Here is a 15580-nt window from a genome sequence, read left to right on the forward strand (position 1 = left end):
ACCGATGAACTCCCACCATGCCGATGTCCTGGTGGTCTTCGGGATCACCGGCGATCTGGCTCGGAAGATGACCTTCCGCTCGCTCTACCGATTGGAGCGCCGCGGCCTTCTCACCTGCCCGGTCATCGGTGTGGCGATCGACGACTGGTCCGCTGATGCGCTGCGGGAACACGCCCGCGCCGCGATCGAGGCCACTGGCGAACCCGTTGACGAAGACATCTTTGCCCGGTTCGCGACCCGGCTGTCGATGGTGTCAGGTGACTTCTCCGAAGCTGCGACATACGACAAAGTGGCCTCGGCGATCGCGGGGCGGGCACATCCGGTGTTCTATCTGGAGATACCGCCGAGCCTGTTCGGCCGTGTGGTCGAAGGGCTGGCCGGTGCCGGATTGACCGAAAACGCCCGCGTGGTGGTGGAAAAGCCGTTCGGGCATGATCTTTCGTCGGCCAAAGCACTCAACGACCAGCTCAGCGCGCACCTGCGGGAATGGCAGATCTACCGCATCGACCACTTCTTGGGCAAAGAGCCGTCGATGGACATCCGCTACATCCGCTTTTCCAACTCGATCTTCGAACCGCTGTGGAACCGGGACCGGATAGAGGCAGTGCAAATCACGATGGCCGAGAACTTCGGCGTCGACGATCGTGGCCACTTCTACGATCCGGTCGGTGCGCTGCGGGACGTGGTGCAGAACCATCTGTTGCAACTCGTCGGATTGATCGCCGCCGAACCCTCCAGCGGCGGCCCGGACGGATTTCGGGACAAGCGCGTCGAGTTGTTCCGGTCCATCCGGCCAGCGGATCCCACGCGCTACATCCGCGGTCAGTACCAGGGTTACCTCGATGTCAACGGCGTCGCACCGGGCTCACACACCGAAACTTTCGCCGCTCTTGAACTCCGCATCGACAACTGGCGCTGGTCTGGGGTGCCGTTCTTCATCCGCGCCGGCAAGTCACTCCCCGTGCGCGCCACCGAGATTCGGGTGATTTTCAAGAGACCACCCGAACTGCCGTTCCTTCCGGCCATCGACGCACCCAACGAGTTGATCTTCCGCATCGACCCCGACGCGGGAGTGGATCTGGTGCTCAACGCCAAGCAGACAGGCGCCAACGCCGCTCGTCCGGTCAACTTGTCGCTGGTCTTCGCAGACCAGTTGCAAGAGGCGCCCGAGCCTTACGAGAGACTCCTCGGTGATGCCATGCGCGGGGACTCTGGCCAGTTCATCCGAGAGGACGGAGTCGAGGAGACCTGGCGCGTGGTACAGCCGCTCCTGGAATCGCCTCCCCCGGTGCAGGTCTATCGGCCAGGCACCTGGGGACCAGCCGCTGCCGACGATCTGGTGGCGGGGTATCCAGCTTGGCGTCAGCCGTGGCTTCCTTGAGCTCTGCTGAGCACCGCCGTCTCGACGAGGCGAAATCCGGTGCGGTGCAGTGGCGCCGATGGGGTACCTACCTCAGCGAGCGGGCCTGGGGAACAGTTCGGGAAGACTACAGCGCCGATGGGCAGGCGTGGTCCTACTTTCCGTTCGACCACGCCCGCAGCCGGGCCTATCGCTGGAGCGAGGACGGCCTGGCTGGCTGGTGCGACCTGGACCAGACCATCTGCCTCGGTGTCGCGCTCTGGAATGAACGCGATCCCATCCTCAAAGAACGTCCCTACGGGCTGACCAACGCCGACGGCAACCACGGCGAAGACGTCAAAGACTATTGGTTCTACACCGACAACGTGCCGACCCACGCCTACGCCGCGATGGTCTACAAATACCCCCATGCGGCGTTTCCTTACGAGGATCTGCTGCACACCAACCAATCTCGCGGACCCGATGCGGCCGAGTACGAGCTGTTCGACGCACTTCACGACGAGTGGCTGGCCCAACGGTACTTCGATGTCGCGGTGTCCTACGCGAAGGACGGCCCCGAAGATGTGTACTGCCGCGTGACTGTGACCAACCGTGGGCCGGAGTCCGCACCGATCCACATACTTCCGCAGCTTTGGTACCGCAACACGTGGTCATGGAATATCGGTCAACAGCGACCCCGTATCACCGCGCACGGCACCGGCACCGCACGCACCTGGCATCCAGCCCTCGGTGAACGCTGGTTCAGCGTCACCACATCAGACTCAAGCACACCACGACTGCTGTTCTGCGAAAACGAAACCAACAACCAACTGCTGTTCGGCGCACCGAACACGTCGTCCACCACCAAGGACGGCATCAACGACCACGTAGTCCACGGGATCGCCGGGGCAGTACATCCCACCGAAGGCAGCAAGGTCGCCGCACACACGACCAGAACTCTGCAGCCGGGCGAGACCTTCACCGTCACTGTCCGTTTCGCGACAGCACCATCCGGCACGGATGCGGACACGGTACTGGCGACCCGCAAGTCCGAGGCCGACGAGTTCTACGCCGACGTCGCGGCGCCGGATCTCACAGACGACGAACGGCTGGTACAGCGCCAGGCCCTGGCGGGGTTGCTGTGGTGCAAGCAGTACTACAACTACTCGGTACGCCGCTGGCTCAAGGGTGACCCCGGACAGCCCATCCCACCACAAACCCGCTGGACAGGACGCAACAGCCGGTGGCAACACTTTGCCGTCACCGAGGTGATCCTGATGCCCGATGCCTGGGAGTACCCCTGGTTCGCAGCCTGGGATCTCGCGTTTCACTGCGTGGCGATGGCACTCATCGATCCCGAGTTCGCCAAAGCCCAGATCCTGGTCCTGCAGAGATCCACCGCACAGCACCCGCACGGCCAGATCCCGTCCTATGAGTGGAAGTTCGGTGACACCAATCCGCCGGTTCATGCCTGGGCGGCGTGGCAGGTGTATCAACTCGATCGACTGCGCACCGGTGTCGGCGACAGGGACTTCCTGGCCAACGCCTACCGCTCGTCCACGCTCAACGCCATGTGGTGGCTCAACCAGCGCGACAGCACCAACCGCGGAGTGTTCGGCGGCGGATTTCTCGGCATGGACAACATCGGGGTTTTCGATCGCGACGAACCACTACCAACCGGCGGGCAATTGGCACAGGTGGACGGCACAGCGTGGATGGCCGCACTGCTGATTCACCTGCTGGAGATGGCGATCGAACTGTCGCACGACGACCCGAGCTACACCTACATGTTCAGCCGCTGGGTGTGGGATATCTGGCTTGTCGCCAACGCGCTGGAGAAAGGTACCTACCAGGTCAGCTTCTGGAATGACAAGACCGACTTCTACCACGATGTCATCGAGATGCCGGACGGGAGCAGCCGGTCGCTCGAAGTCTTCTCGATGCAGGCGATCGTGCCACTGTTCGCCGCCGTCGCCATTCCCGTCGGCGCCACCGACGTGATCTCAACCGTCCGGGACAATCTCGACGCGCTGGCCCGCATCTATGAGCACACCGCCGACGACGTACGGCTGGCGATGAGCGGCGGGGACGGCACCCACGTGATGATCGGCGTCGTGCACCAGGAGCGGCTCAACTCGATCCTGCGACGCTTACTGGACCCGGAACAGTTCTTGTCCCCCAACGGTATTCGCTCACTGTCGAGGTTTCATCGCGAAAACCCGTACACGTTCCGCGTAAACGGAACCGACTATCTTGTGGACTACCAGCCCGCCGAATCGGACAGTCGCATGTTCGGCGGGAACTCGAACTGGCGCGGTCCGGTATGGCTGCCGACGAATTTCCTACTGGTGCAAGCGCTCGACTCCTACGCCCGCTTCTTCGGTGACACCTACCATGTCCCTGACCCAGCTGCCCCCTCCTCTCAGATCACGCTGGGAGAGGTGGCCGACCGGATGGCGCGAAGACTCAGCGGTCTGGTGGTTCGCGATCCGGCGGGGCGACGACCTGTGTTCGGGAACAACGAGTACTTCCAGAACGACCCGCACTGGCGTGATCTGGTGCCGTTCCATGAGTATTTCGACGGCGACACCGGCCGTGGTCTGGGTGCCAGCCATCAAACCGGCTGGACCGCCACCGTAGCGCTACTGCTGCAGTTCAGAGGCAAATTGCATTTTGCCGGTGACGGACCCGCGGCTAGCTGAAACGCCTCAGAGGACGCCGATACCGCCACCCCAGGGCCACATTCCGAACTGTGTCTCCCCCAGCTCACCGGGAGAAGTGGTGAGCTGGGCGTTACCGGGGCTTTGACAGACCGTCGAAGTACCCGAAACGATGTTGCCCGCATTCGTGCAGGACGGCATGTCCGGCTCCTCGGCCGATGCCAGGGGTGCAGCCACCGTGCACCCGATCGCACCGGCGGCGAGCAACGTTGCGACTGTCCAACGCGACTTCATCTTGACGACCTTTGGTTGCATCCGATGATGATAGGCCCTAGATCGAGAACCCTGGAGAACCAGCCCGCGCGCAGCATGAACCGGCCTCGGCGACACACTGTTCGGGGGCATGCCGGTACCGCTAATCACCTCACTGGCATAGAGTGACATTTCGACCTAACACTCTGCAGGAGGAGCTGAACGATGTTGCTGACCACCCGTCGAGTAGTTGTTGGTACCGCGGGGAGCTTGGCCGCCGGCATCGTCATCCTCACCTCTGCACAGTCAGCCGTCGCCGAGCCGGCAGCACCGCCGGCAAACTGCAGTGCTGCCGATCTCGCAGGTGTGGCTGCCGGCGTATCGACAGCAACGTCGGCGTACCTGTTCGCTCATCCTCCGGTCAACGACTTCTTCACCAGCCTGCAGCCGCTCGGCAATGATCAGAAGCAAGCCAAGGTGGACGAGTACTTCATCGCCAATCCCCAGGTCGCCGGCGAGCTCAAGGCGATTCGTAAGCCACTACAGGATGTCAAGATTCGGTGCGGCGACACCAATGGCGACGGCGTCGTCGACATTCTCTGATCCTGGCGTCGCCCGGTCCGCAGCCCTTGGCTTCGGGCCGTTGGAGTGGCAACGCAACTGTCGGCTTTGTGCAGGTAAGACAACGGGCGCTCCTGGCTCCTGACGGATGCCGCTGATTTGCCAGATGTGCTGGACGGCGACTGTGCGGCAGGCCCAAACCGAATGCGGATGCTGCTGCAGAAGTTTGTTGCCATCGCCACTTATCCACAGTCAAGCTACGGTGAAGCGCGTGGGAAACAACGGCACTGCAAATTTGGGGACCTCCACCGAAGGCGCTTCCACTCCCGCACCAAGCCAACAATCCAGCGAACGCATCCGGCTGGGTGAGTGGGCAGGCGGCATCGCCGACGAGCCCGCCCACCTCCCGTCGATTCGCATCGGGCGACGCTGGATCAGTTCTGTGTGGCTTGTGCCGCTGGCACTCGTCGGGTTGATCGTGGGTGTTGCCGTTGCCCAGCATCTGCGACAGTTCGGCTGGATGCAGGACTTCATCCTGCGCTACCCCGGGACAACGGCCACCAGAGGCGCCATCGATCCCGGCATCCCGGCCTGGCTGCGGTGGAGCCACCTGTTCAACATCGTGTTCATGATGTTCATCATCCGGGCGGGTCTGCAGATCCTGGCTGATCACCCACGCCTGTACCTCAATTCGGGCAGCACCCCCGGCACCGCCTGGTTGCGGTTGCGCGGACCCGTGCCAGCAGATCGGCTGAATCCGACCGAGCCGGCCCGCGTGTGGACCGCCAAAGACGACTCGGTGTCACTGCCCAAATGGATCGGCATACCCGGGGTGCGTCATACGATCGGCTTGGCCCGCTGGTGGCACTTCACTTTCGACGCTCTCTGGCTGCTCAACGGAATCATCTTCTATGTATTGCTTTTCACAACCGGACAGTGGCGACGGATCGTGCCGCAGTCCTGGGACGTGATCCCGAATGCGATATCGACACTGGTGCAGTACCTGTCGTTGGACTTCCCGGCCAATGACGGTTTCGTGGCTTACAACGGGCTGCAATTGCTTGCCTACTTCCTGACGGTGTTCGTCTTCGCCCCACTGGCCTTCGTCACGGGCATGCTGCAGGCACCGGCAATCGCCGCACGTTTCGGCTTGGGCAGCGGCCCAGCCAATCGGCAGATCGCCCGCTCGATTCACTTTCTGGTGCTGGCCTGGATGGTGTTTTTCATCGTGGTTCACACCGTCATGGTCTTCAGTACCGGACTGATCGGGAACTTGAACCACATCGTGTTCGGTACCAACACCCAGTCATACTGGGCGCTGGCGATCTATCTGGTTGCGATGTCGGCCATCGTGGCGTTGTGGCTCTTGGCCTCGCCCGTCACCATCCGACACCCACGCGCCGTCCAGAAGATCGGCCAAGCGTCGATAGGCCGGATCAAGGGGCTGATGGAGTGGTTTCATCCCCGCGCCAACTACTCGGAAAAAGACATCTCGCCCTACTTCTGGGCCAACGGCACGCTTCCGACATCCAAGCTCTATCGTCGACTTCAAAGTAGCAACTGGGCTGATTACACACTGCGCGTACATGGATTGGTCGAGCATCCCACCGATTTTCCGTACGCCGAACTGCTGGCAATGGACAAACACGAGCAGATAACCCAGCACTACTGCATCCAGGGTTGGTCCGGCATCGCCAAATGGGGCGGCGTCCGAATGGCCGACATCGTGCAGATCGTCAAGCCGTTGCCATCGGCCAAATGGGTGGTATTCCGTTCCTTTGCCGATGGTTCGGAACCCGGCGGTGGCCGCTACTACGACTGTCACAAGATCGAACACATGCGCCATCCGATGGCCCTCCTGGCCTACGAGATGAACGATGCGCCGCTATCCGAAACCCACGGGGCACCGTTGCGGTTGCGCAATGAAGTCGAGCTGGGTTTCAAACAGGTCAAGTGGATAGAGTCCATCGAGTTCGTCGAGGGCTTCGAGCACATCGGTAAGGGACACGGCGGATACAACGAGGACCACGAGTATTTCGGCTACCGAATGCCGATCTGACTCCGCAAGGGCCCGCCGCTGAAGTCGCCGGCCACCATCATGGGGATCACAAAGACAGGGAGTGTCAGAGTTTTGGGTGTGCGAAGCCGCGTATTGGCCGCGATCGTGTTCTGGCTTGTTCTCGTTTCCGGGACACCGCCGGCCAGCGCAGAACCCGCGCTCGACAGCGATCCACAAACCAAAACCATCGCCGTACACACCCTGGAACCGTTTGTGATGAAGAACAGCAGCGGTCAGCTGACCGGCTTCAGTATCGATCTGTGGAACGAGGTCGCGCTGCGGCTCGGTTGGACCACCGAGTTTGTCGAAACCGCCAATGTCGGAGAGCAGTTGGCAGCCATATCCGATGGGCGCGCCGATGTTGCGGTGGGCGCGATCTCGTTGACCTCCGAACGAGAGCGATCTTTCGATTTCTCGCAACCGACTCTTGATGCCGGACTTCAGATCATCGTGCCGGTGCATGACACCCGACCGTCGGTCCCCGGCCTCGGTGGCTACCTCGACCTACTGCTGTCCTGGACGATGCTCGTGTGGCTCAGTGCCGCTGTAGTCGTCAGCATCGTGCCGACTCATGTCTTTTGGCTGATCGAGCGGCGCAGCAAGAATCCGGTGGTCTCACGATCGTATTTCCCCGGTATCTTCCAATCTTTCGGCTGGGGTATCGGATCGCTGGTTGGACGTCAAAGCACGTCAGCAACAAGGACTTTCACCAAGGCTCTGGCGATACTATGGGGCTTCGCCGGCATCGTATTCGTCTCGTTCTACACCGCGAACCTCAGCGCCACGCTGACCGTCACCAAGTTGGACGCAAAGATCACCGGCCCGGCCGACCTGTATGAAAAGTCCGTCGCAACCGTCCGAGACACCACTGCGGCCGCCTACCTACACAACATGGGCATCGAGGCCACCCAAACCGACACCATCGAAGACGCCTATCACCTGCTTCGCGAAGAGGGTTATGACGCAGTGGTGTTCGACGCGCCGGTACTGCGTTACTACGTCGCACATCGAGGTGAGGGGGTGGCGGTCATGGCCGGACCGGTCTTCCAGGACGAGAACCAGGGCTTCGTCTTCAACATCAACAGCCCGCTGCGTAAGCCGATAAATCAGGCGCTGTTCCAAATGCGAGAAGACGGAACATACAACATGATAAAAGAGAAGTGGTTCGGAGACGATGTGGCGACCGCAGGTGACGCTGGCTGAGTTCGCCCGCGCTCCTACGCCGGATCACCGCCGGCACCGGAGAGTCTGTTCGCTTGGCCGCGGGTGCGGTACACCAGGACCGCCATCGCAGCGGCCACCTCCACCGCGGCAATCACGGTGGCGGTGCCCATCAACCTCGATGGGGTTGTGCCCACGAGCTGAACCGGGACACCGTGCCGGTGGCCTGCACTGCTCAGGTGCAGGGCCACCATGCCCAGGTTCATCAGCGCCACCAGCATCCACGCGCGGATTGAGCCGGCGCGCCACAGCTCCCACGCACAGAACAGGCACACCCCCAGCATCGTCGACAAGAGCACGGCCACTGCCAGGGAACCCGCGTGCCCCAGCATCAGCGCATGCAGCACCGCCGAGGCGACTGCCAACAGCGCGCAGACCCGCCTGGCGGTGAGCACGCACGCGGGCCTTATGGACATGGCTCAACTGTGGCAGGCCCGGCCGACATCCGCTGGCCGACCGGGGAACTCTCAGACTCGGTGCGCCACCGCCAGCGGCTCGGACACCTTGTCGGTCGAGATCAGACCACGCTTAGGCAGTTCCGGGAACAGCAGTTCGGCGATGTCGGTGAAGGTGTGCGGACGGACCGCATGGAAGACGTTCACGCCGGCGATGCCGGCGTCGCGCCATTCCTCCAGTTTGTCGGCCACCTGCTCCGGGGTGCCCACGATTCGGCTGCTGCGTTCCAAGGCGCGGCCCGGGTCGGCGACCGTGGGGTCATCGGTGCCCGCGGACTCACCCTGTGCCCGAGCGCGAGTTTCTTGGATCAGACTCCGCGCCCACGCGGGTTCGGGGCTCGAGATGCACCCCGGGCCACCATGGGAGCGTGAGCACGCACCGTCGGCAGTTGCAATCAGCGTGGTTGCAGCGCCGCTGCCACCCGCGACTGGGTGGGCTTGCCCAAGGCCCGGGTCATCGCGGCCCCCGCGTCGACGACAGCTTCGAGGTTCACACCCGTCTCGATGCCGAGTCCGGTCAGCATCCACAGCAGATCCTCGGTGGCCAGGTTTCCCGTGGCCGAGCCGGCAAAAGGGCAGCCGCCGATGCCGCCCGCGGAGGCATCGAACGTGCTGACTCCGGCCCGCAGTCCGGCGTGCACATTGGCCAGCGCCTGGCCATAGGTGTCGTGAAAGTGCAGCGCCAACCGGCTGACATCGGCGTGCGCTGCGACCAGTGCCGCGACATGTCCGGCGGTGCCGACTCCGATGGTGTCGCCCAGCGACACCTCGTAACACCCGGCGTCGAACAGCTCCTGAGACACCGCCGCGACGGCCGACGGTGCCACAGCCCCTTCCCACGGGTCGCCGAAGCACATCGACACGTAGCCACGCACGGTCAGACCGTTCTCCAGCGCAGCCACGGTGACAGATTGTGCCGCCTCGATGGCCGCCGAACGTGTGCTGTTGAGATTGCGCTTGGCGAAAGACTCTGTGGCACTGACAAACACCGCGACCGATCGAGCCCCCGACTCCAGGGCTCGGTCCAGGCCGCGGCGGTTCGGCACCAGCACCGGATACGGCGTCAGGTCCGGTCCGAGGTTGGCGAGCACCTCGGCGGCATCGGCCAACTGCGGCACCCAGCGCGGTGAGACGAAGCTCGTCGCCTCCACGATGGGCAGGCCGGCCGCCCGCAGCGCCCGGATGAAGGCGACCTTCTCCCCCGTCGGCACCACGGCTTTCTCGGCCTGCAGCCCGTCGCGCGCACCCACCTCGTAGACGGTGACGCGGCTGGGTAGTCCCGGCTCCGGGTACACCGTCATCCGAGCAGCACCGGCACCGACAGCACGGAGACGTAGTACGCCATGCACTGCACGCCGACGTGCATGCCGATCACCTTGTTCATGATTCCGCCCACCAGGCCGACGGTCAGCATGACGATGACACCGTAGATCCCGCCCTCGTACATGGCGACGACGAGCACCAAACCGGCGAACGCCCCTATGACGGCCTCATGGGACAACCGTCGAGCCACGAACAGCGCCGCCTGGCGGGCGTAACGCACCACCAGGGGGTAGGCCACCAGACCGGCCAGCAGTACACCGATGAGACTGAAGATGAGGAATTGCGGCGCGGTGAGCATGGTGTGCAGGTTGTTCATCTCCTGTCCCTGTCCACCGACGGTGAACACCGGCGGCGCGTTGAACAGCGGTGCGGCGGCGCCGGCGGCGATGGGGCTCAGCGGCAACCCGATGGCCACCAGCGGGATCAGCGTCTCGGCCAGATAGGTGGAGTCGGTGACACCGTTGCGCACCGAGATCACCCTGGTCAGGCGCTGGTAGGCGTGTTTGACCCTGGCACCCACGATGTCACCCACCAGGATCGCCATGGCCAGCGGGCTCACCACGAAGGTGAGGCTGGTGGCGGTGGCCGCCACCGCGGTGTCCCGAGTCTCCTTGCGGTTCAACACCGTCAGCGGGTTCGGCATCCGCCTGCCACCCGACTCGGCCATCTCCGGCGCCAGCCAGAACGTCGGCCGTTTGTCACGGACCAGCGAGCGGCGAGTCAGCGGTGACGACAGCCCCACCAGGTCGATGATCATCGGACCGATCGCCAGGCCGACGAAAAAGCTGATGGCCAAGGTCTTTCCGGTCTGCTCGGCCACAAAGGTGTTCAGACCCGTGATCATGGCCGTCAGCGGCACCAACGCCAGCACCGACGCCCAACGCCCCTTGGACAGATAGGCGATGACGACGGCGATGACGGGGAACAGGTACGGCACCACGGCGCGCAAGTCGTCGGCCACCGTGGCCAGCAGGCTGGCCGCCCCCACCGCCACGGGTACAGCGATCAGCGCCGCGATCAGGGCCGCGGAGATCATCTTGCGCAAGGCGATGTGTGGGACACCCAGGCGGCGAAGGTAATTGGCCTCTTCCATCAAGGCGATGGCCATGGTGTCGCCCGGGATGCCGAGCAGTGTCGTCGGCACGGCGTGGGTCATGTGTTTGGCGGCGGCGCCGGCGATGAAGAACGCCAGCACGCCGGCGGGCGGAACACCCAACAGCACCACCGCCAATGTCAGCGGCGCCAGGGTGGCCGTCTCGTCGGTACCCGAGACCAAACCGAGCAGCGAGAAGATGACGGCCCCGGCCAAGCCGCCGAGCAACGCGGCCATCAGGCCGTCGAAGATCTCGAGTGTCATGCCTTCTCGTCCACCTTCTGCAGCGCCAGACGGCGTTCGGCCTCGGCGAACACGTCATAGAGCCCGAGCCTGCGCATCTCGCCGCGTTCGGCTTCACTCAGCGAGGACAGGGTCCCCAGCCCCAGCGGCAGCTGCGCCAGGTCCATGGCGGCAGCGATCTGCTCTTCGGGATCGAGTTGCCGCTCGGTCACGATGCGCTTGGGTTTGAAGAACTTCGCGGAGATGACCGCGGCCAGCAGACAGGCGAACAGCCCCGCCAGCATGGCGTAGGTGCGGGCCAGGTCCTGGTTTTCCATGGTGGTGGAGAACAGGGCGCGGGCGCCGAGGAACGACGGCACCGCCAGCACCACGCTGAGGGCGACGGCGCTCTTGACGTGGCGTTCATCCACGGTGTCACCCCAGACCTCGACCAGCCGGGAGTCGTCGATGGAGCCCTCGGACCGCTCCGTTGTTGCTTTGGTCATCATGTTTCTCTCAGGCGATGTCGATGAAAAGAGTTCTGCTGCGGGAATATTCGCGGAGTGCCTCGACGCCCTTCTCGCGGCCGTAGCCGCTGTCGCGGGTGCCGCCGAACGGCAGTTCCACACCCCCGCCGGGGGCGTAGCCGTTGATGTAGGCCTGCCCGACGTCCAGGGTGCGTGCGGTGCGCAGCGCTCGGTCGACGTCCTGGCACCACACCGCGGCGGTGAGGCCGTAGCGGCTGTTGTGGGCGGCGGCGACGGCCTCGGCGTCCGAGCCCACCGCGGTGACCGCCAACAGCGGCCCGAAGACCTCTTCGGCGAACAGTTCGGTGTCCTGGTCCACCGAGTCGAACAGCACCGGCGCCACGAAGTAACCGGTGAGGCCCTCGGCGTCGGCGGCCCGGGCGGCGATCACCGCACCCGCGGCCTGGGCGCGCTCCGAGAAGCCCTGCACCCTCTTGGCCTGCTGCTCCGAAACCACCGGTCCCACAGTCGGATCGGACAGACCGTGGCCAAGCGTGGCGGCTTCGAAATAGGGCGCCAGGGCCGCGACCAGCTGACGGTGTAACGACTCGTGCACGATGACCCGGGTACCTGCCGTGCAGGTTTGGCCGGCATGCAGCAGCAGGGCGCGGGCAATCACCGGGGCGGCCCGGTCGATGTCGGCGCCTTCGAGAACCAGATGGGCGGATTTGCCGCCGAGTTCCAGCAGCGACGGCCGACCGCGTGACGCGCATGCCGCGGCGACCGTGCGCCCGGTGGCCACCGACCCGGTGAACGAGATGTGCTCGACGTGCGGATGGGCGGTCAGTGCGGACCCCGCCTCTGCTCCGCCGGGCAGCACGTTGAGAACGCCTGCGGGGAAACCGGCCTCGCGGGCCAGCCGCGCGTAACTCAATGCCACCAGTGGGGCTTCGTCGGCGGGTTTGACAACTGTGGCGTTACCGACCGCCAGTGCGGCGCCGACCGAGCGGGCGGTGATCTGCGCCGGGTAGTTCCACGGGATCACGTGACCGGTGACACCGTGCGGCTGGTGCTCGACCACCGCCAGCGAATTCCGGCCCAGCGGGATCGAGTCACCGAGGAAGCCCTCGACGACGGAACCGTAGAAATCGAAATACCTTGCGGCGGCTTTGATGTCAGCGCGGCCCTGGGCCAGGGGTTTGCCGGTGTCGCGGGTCTCCAGCCGGGCCAGCACGTCGGCGTCGCGGCGCACCAGGTCGGCAAGCCTGCGCAGCAGGGTGCCGCGTTGACCGGGCGCCAGCGCGCCCCACTCGGGGCTGCCGACCGCGCGGCGGAAACAGCGTCGTCGACCTCTGAGGCGGTCGCGGATCCGACGGTGGCCAGGGTGTCTGCAGTGGCCGGGTCGATGTTGTCCACCCAGCGGGTGGGCTCGCGGAGTTCACCGCCGATGTCGAGGGCGAACCGCTGCGGCAACGGCGAGTTGTGGTCGTCCAGCGCAGGACGCAGTACGTCGAGTGTCATAGCCTTCCTTCAGGATTCACGGCCGGGACGAATGATCGGCTTGATCTCGTCCATCCGTTTCATGGCGGCCATGGCCTCGGCGAGGTTGTCGAGGCCATAGGTGTTGCCGAGCATCCGATTCCAGTCGAAGCGGTGCTGGTAGCGATCGAGAAACTGCATAGCGGTGTGGTAGTCGCCGATCTCACCGCTCATCGAGCCGATCACGGTGATGCCGCGGGTGACGATGGCCGAGACACTGACCTCCTGTGGTGATCCGCCGAGAGTGCCGAGCATGACGTAACGGCCACCGCGGGCCATCATCTGCACACCCTCCGTCATCACACCGGGAGCGCCGGCGAGCTCGAAGGCCACCGAAGCGCCGCGACCGGTGATGCGCTGCACCTCGGCGATGCGCTCGGCCGGATCGGCCGCGGGGTCCACCGCGACGGTATGGGTGGCGCCCCACTCGCGGGCCAGTTCGAGGCGGTCGGCGGGTCCGCCGACCACGACGAGTCGCCGCGGCTCGTGCAGCGACAGCATGGCGGTGGCGAACAGGCCCAGCGGTCCGGCGCCCTGCACCACCACGGTGTCGTCGCGGTCGATCCTGCCCGCGAGGTCCAGCGCCTTGACGACGGTGCGCAGTGCGCAGCTGCCCGCCGACGCCCAGGCCGAGTCGACGCCGTCGGGAATGCGGACGCGGCCGGCACCGGGACGGACGATCGCGTACTCGGCGAACGTGCCGGTGAAATGCGGGGCGTCGGCGCAACTGGTCAGGTAGGCGATGTAGCGCTTGGCGCACAGCACGGGCCGGCGCAGCACCGTGCACTCATGGCAGTGCCCGCACGGCATGTGCGCCCAGACCACGCGGTCACCGACCGTCAGCTGTTGGCCCACGCTGTCCACCTCGGCGCCGTCACCGATCTCGATGATGCGCCCGGCCATCTCATGGCCCAGGATCAGCGGCGGGTCCACCGGCAGCGACAGGTTGCCCTGCCAGGCGTGGACGTCGGAGCCGCATACGGTGGCGACGTCGATCTCGACCACGAGCCCACCGGGCGCCGCGCCGGGGCGCGGGTACTCACAGATCTCGAAATCGGCCTTGTAGTCGTACATCACGGCGGCCCGACCCGTCGGTGTCGTCATACGCCCTCCTTCATCTGGATGCTCTCACCGATCTCGGCCAGCACAGCATCCGTGTGTTCCCCGAGATCCGGCGCCCGCCCCAACTCACGTGTTCCGATGGGTCCCAGAGGTGACCGTGGGATCAGCAGTCCGTCGTCGTCGGTGATCAGTCCCAGTGCGGCCGACTGCGCGCTGCGCGCCGCCTCGGCCGGAGTGCGCACCGGTGCCACCAGAACACGGTGCGCGCGTAAGCGTTCCAGCAGCTCAGCCACGGTGAAGCCGCCGACGGCGTCCTGGATGGCAGCGTCGACGTCGTCGCGCGCGCTCACCCGGGCCGCGTTGCCACTCCAGTCGGGACGCCCCAGCGTCGCGCCCGCGTCGAGGGCGGTGACCAGCCGGGTGAACATGGCGTCGTTGGTGGCGCCCAGCACCACGTGGCCGTCGGACGCGGTGAAGGCGCGATACGGGACGATCGAGGGATGGGCGCTGCCCCAGGCCTTGGTGGCGCCGCCACCGGCGGAGGTACCGGCGATGACGGTGCCCAGCGCGCTGACCGCGGTGGCGTACAGGGAGACGTCCACGCGTCGTCCGCGTCCTGTGCGACCCCGCTCGATGAGCGCGGCAAGCACAGCGTTGACCAGGGCCGCTCCGGTGGCGAGATCCACCATCGCGACGCCGAAGCGCACCGGTTCGTCGCCGGGCTGACCGGTGATGCTCATCAGCCCGGATTCGGCTTCGACGATGACCTCGGTGCCGGCGTCCTGCGCCATCGGGCCGGCGATGCCGAAGCCGGTGATGGAGCCGTAGATGACCGAGGGGTGCCGGGCCAGTACGGCCTCGGCGCCGATACCGAGCCGTTCGGTGACACCGGGGCGGAAGTTCTCGACGACGACGTCGGCGGTGCCGATCAGAGCGTCGACAGCGGCCCGCCCTTGCGCGCTGCTCAGGTCGAGGGCGACGCTGCGCTTGCCGCGGTTGACCGCGTGGAAGTAGGCGCTGGTGTGCTCGACAAACGGCGGGCCCCAGGCGCGGGTCTCGTCGCCGACCTGCGGCATCTCGATCTTGATGACGTCAGCGCCGAGTTCGGCCAACAGCATGGTCGCGTAGGGCCCGGCCAGGACGCGGGTGAAGTCGACGACGCGGATTCCCGCCAGCGGCTGGAAGGTAGCCAGTGGTTGGAGGGTCTGAGTCATCGGGGTGGGTCTCCATTCGTTCGCATTTGTGGCCGCGGTCACGATACGAGTGGAATTAATGCGTCCGCACGCTACGATTTGCATCGTTTGTTGCGTCTGACTCATGAATAGGA

14 protein-coding genes are annotated in these 15580 nt (G+C 65.0%); 5 read left to right on the forward strand and 9 right to left on the reverse strand.

The annotated features are described in order from the left end of the window. Positions 1–4 precede the first annotated feature (4 nt). Both zwf and BVC93_RS07270 read left to right on the forward strand, forming a co-directional pair. Positions 5–1381 carry a glucose-6-phosphate dehydrogenase gene (gene zwf / locus BVC93_RS07265; RefSeq protein ID WP_083736576.1) on the forward strand — a complete coding sequence of 459 codons (1377 nt, stop codon included), beginning with the start codon at positions 5–7 and terminating at the stop codon, positions 1379–1381. Beyond that, entirely contained in the window at positions 1369–4041 is a 2673-nt protein-coding gene (locus BVC93_RS07270) for an MGH1-like glycoside hydrolase domain-containing protein (RefSeq protein WP_197687533.1), read from the forward strand. The genes zwf and BVC93_RS07270 overlap by 13 nt, the downstream gene beginning before the upstream one ends. Before the next feature lie 6 nt (positions 4042–4047). On the opposite strand, the gene BVC93_RS07275 is transcribed toward BVC93_RS07270, so the two are convergent. After that, the gene (locus BVC93_RS07275) at positions 4048–4314 is read right to left on the reverse strand and encodes a hypothetical protein (RefSeq protein ID WP_236950281.1); all 267 of its coding nucleotides are present in this window, start codon (positions 4312–4314) and stop codon (positions 4048–4050) included. 162 nt (positions 4315–4476) lie between these two features. On the opposite strand from BVC93_RS07275, the gene BVC93_RS07280 reads away from it, so the two are divergent. The 3 genes from BVC93_RS07280 (at position 4477) to BVC93_RS07290 (ending at position 8074) form a co-directional block, all read left to right on the forward strand. Continuing rightward, a complete protein-coding gene (locus tag BVC93_RS07280; protein ID WP_083736577.1) occupies positions 4477–4854 on the forward strand; it encodes a heme-binding protein in 378 nt (125 codons plus the stop codon). A 229-nt stretch (positions 4855–5083) separates the two neighbouring features. Continuing rightward, positions 5084–6871 (forward strand): molybdopterin-dependent oxidoreductase, encoded by a 1788-nt coding sequence (locus BVC93_RS07285; protein WP_442929029.1) that lies wholly within the window; start codon positions 5084–5086, stop codon positions 6869–6871. A 93-nt stretch (positions 6872–6964) separates the two neighbouring features. Beyond that, positions 6965–8074 (forward strand): transporter substrate-binding domain-containing protein, encoded by a 1110-nt coding sequence (locus BVC93_RS07290; protein ID WP_236950282.1) that lies wholly within the window; start codon positions 6965–6967, stop codon positions 8072–8074. A 14-nt stretch (positions 8075–8088) separates the two neighbouring features. Here BVC93_RS07290 and BVC93_RS07295 read toward each other — a convergent pair whose 3' ends face one another. The 8 genes from BVC93_RS07295 to BVC93_RS07330 all read right to left on the reverse strand — a co-directional run bounded on the left by BVC93_RS07295 (position 8089) and on the right by BVC93_RS07330 (position 15467). Next, positions 8089–8508, reverse strand: coding sequence for a hypothetical protein (locus tag BVC93_RS07295; protein ID WP_083736580.1), 420 nt, complete (start codon positions 8506–8508; stop codon positions 8089–8091). Between the two features lie 51 nt (positions 8509–8559). Further along, the gene (locus BVC93_RS07300; RefSeq protein ID WP_192860219.1) at positions 8560–8757 is read right to left on the reverse strand and encodes a hypothetical protein; all 198 of its coding nucleotides are present in this window, start codon (positions 8755–8757) and stop codon (positions 8560–8562) included. Between the two features lie 185 nt (positions 8758–8942). Next, positions 8943–9848: a hydroxymethylglutaryl-CoA lyase gene (locus BVC93_RS07305; RefSeq protein WP_083736582.1), complete on the reverse strand. Its 906-nt coding sequence runs from the start codon at positions 9846–9848 to the stop codon at positions 8943–8945. After that, positions 9845–11227, reverse strand: a complete 1383-nt coding sequence (locus BVC93_RS07310) for a tripartite tricarboxylate transporter permease (RefSeq protein WP_083736583.1) — start codon at positions 11225–11227, stop codon at positions 9845–9847. The genes BVC93_RS07305 and BVC93_RS07310 overlap by 4 nt, the downstream gene beginning before the upstream one ends. Then, positions 11224–11691 (reverse strand): hypothetical protein, encoded by a 468-nt coding sequence (locus BVC93_RS07315; protein WP_157516811.1) that lies wholly within the window; start codon positions 11689–11691, stop codon positions 11224–11226. Before BVC93_RS07315 ends, BVC93_RS07310 begins: the two co-directional genes overlap by 4 nt. Before the next feature lie 10 nt (positions 11692–11701). Continuing rightward, on the reverse strand, positions 11702–13072 hold the full coding sequence (locus BVC93_RS07320; protein ID WP_157516812.1) for an aldehyde dehydrogenase family protein: 1371 nt from the start codon (positions 13070–13072) through the stop codon (positions 11702–11704). A gap of 110 nt (positions 13073–13182) precedes the next feature. Continuing rightward, positions 13183–14295, reverse strand: coding sequence for a zinc-binding dehydrogenase (locus tag BVC93_RS07325; protein ID WP_083736585.1), 1113 nt, complete (start codon positions 14293–14295; stop codon positions 13183–13185). After that, on the reverse strand, positions 14292–15467 hold the full coding sequence (locus BVC93_RS07330; protein ID WP_192860220.1) for a CaiB/BaiF CoA transferase family protein: 1176 nt from the start codon (positions 15465–15467) through the stop codon (positions 14292–14294). Before BVC93_RS07330 ends, BVC93_RS07325 begins: the two co-directional genes overlap by 4 nt. Positions 15468–15580: the final 113 nt, after the last annotated feature.

The organism is Mycobacterium sp. MS1601, from assembly GCF_001984215.1.
In the GTDB taxonomy this organism is placed as follows: domain Bacteria; phylum Actinomycetota; class Actinomycetes; order Mycobacteriales; family Mycobacteriaceae; genus Mycobacterium.

Excerpts from the sequence above, each read along its gene's own strand:
- BVC93_RS07295 (WP_083736580.1), bottom strand. The coding sequence starts at position 8,508 with ATGTCCATAAGGCCCGCGTGCGTGCTCACCGCCAGGCGGGTCTGCGCG.
- BVC93_RS07305 (WP_083736582.1), bottom strand. The coding sequence starts at position 9,848 with ATGACGGTGTACCCGGAGCCGGGACTACCCAGCCGCGTCACCGTCTAC.
- BVC93_RS07275 (WP_236950281.1), bottom strand. The coding sequence starts at position 4,314 with ATGCAACCAAAGGTCGTCAAGATGAAGTCGCGTTGGACAGTCGCAACG.
- BVC93_RS07280 (WP_083736577.1), top strand. The coding sequence starts at position 4,477 with ATGTTGCTGACCACCCGTCGAGTAGTTGTTGGTACCGCGGGGAGCTTG.
- BVC93_RS07325 (WP_083736585.1), bottom strand. The coding sequence starts at position 14,295 with ATGACGACACCGACGGGTCGGGCCGCCGTGATGTACGACTACAAGGCC.
- BVC93_RS07310 (WP_083736583.1), bottom strand. The coding sequence starts at position 11,227 with ATGACACTCGAGATCTTCGACGGCCTGATGGCCGCGTTGCTCGGCGGC.
- BVC93_RS07315 (WP_157516811.1), bottom strand. The coding sequence starts at position 11,691 with ATGACCAAAGCAACAACGGAGCGGTCCGAGGGCTCCATCGACGACTCC.
- zwf (WP_083736576.1), top strand. The coding sequence starts at position 5 with ATGAACTCCCACCATGCCGATGTCCTGGTGGTCTTCGGGATCACCGGC.
- BVC93_RS07330 (WP_192860220.1), bottom strand. The coding sequence starts at position 15,467 with ATGACTCAGACCCTCCAACCACTGGCTACCTTCCAGCCGCTGGCGGGA.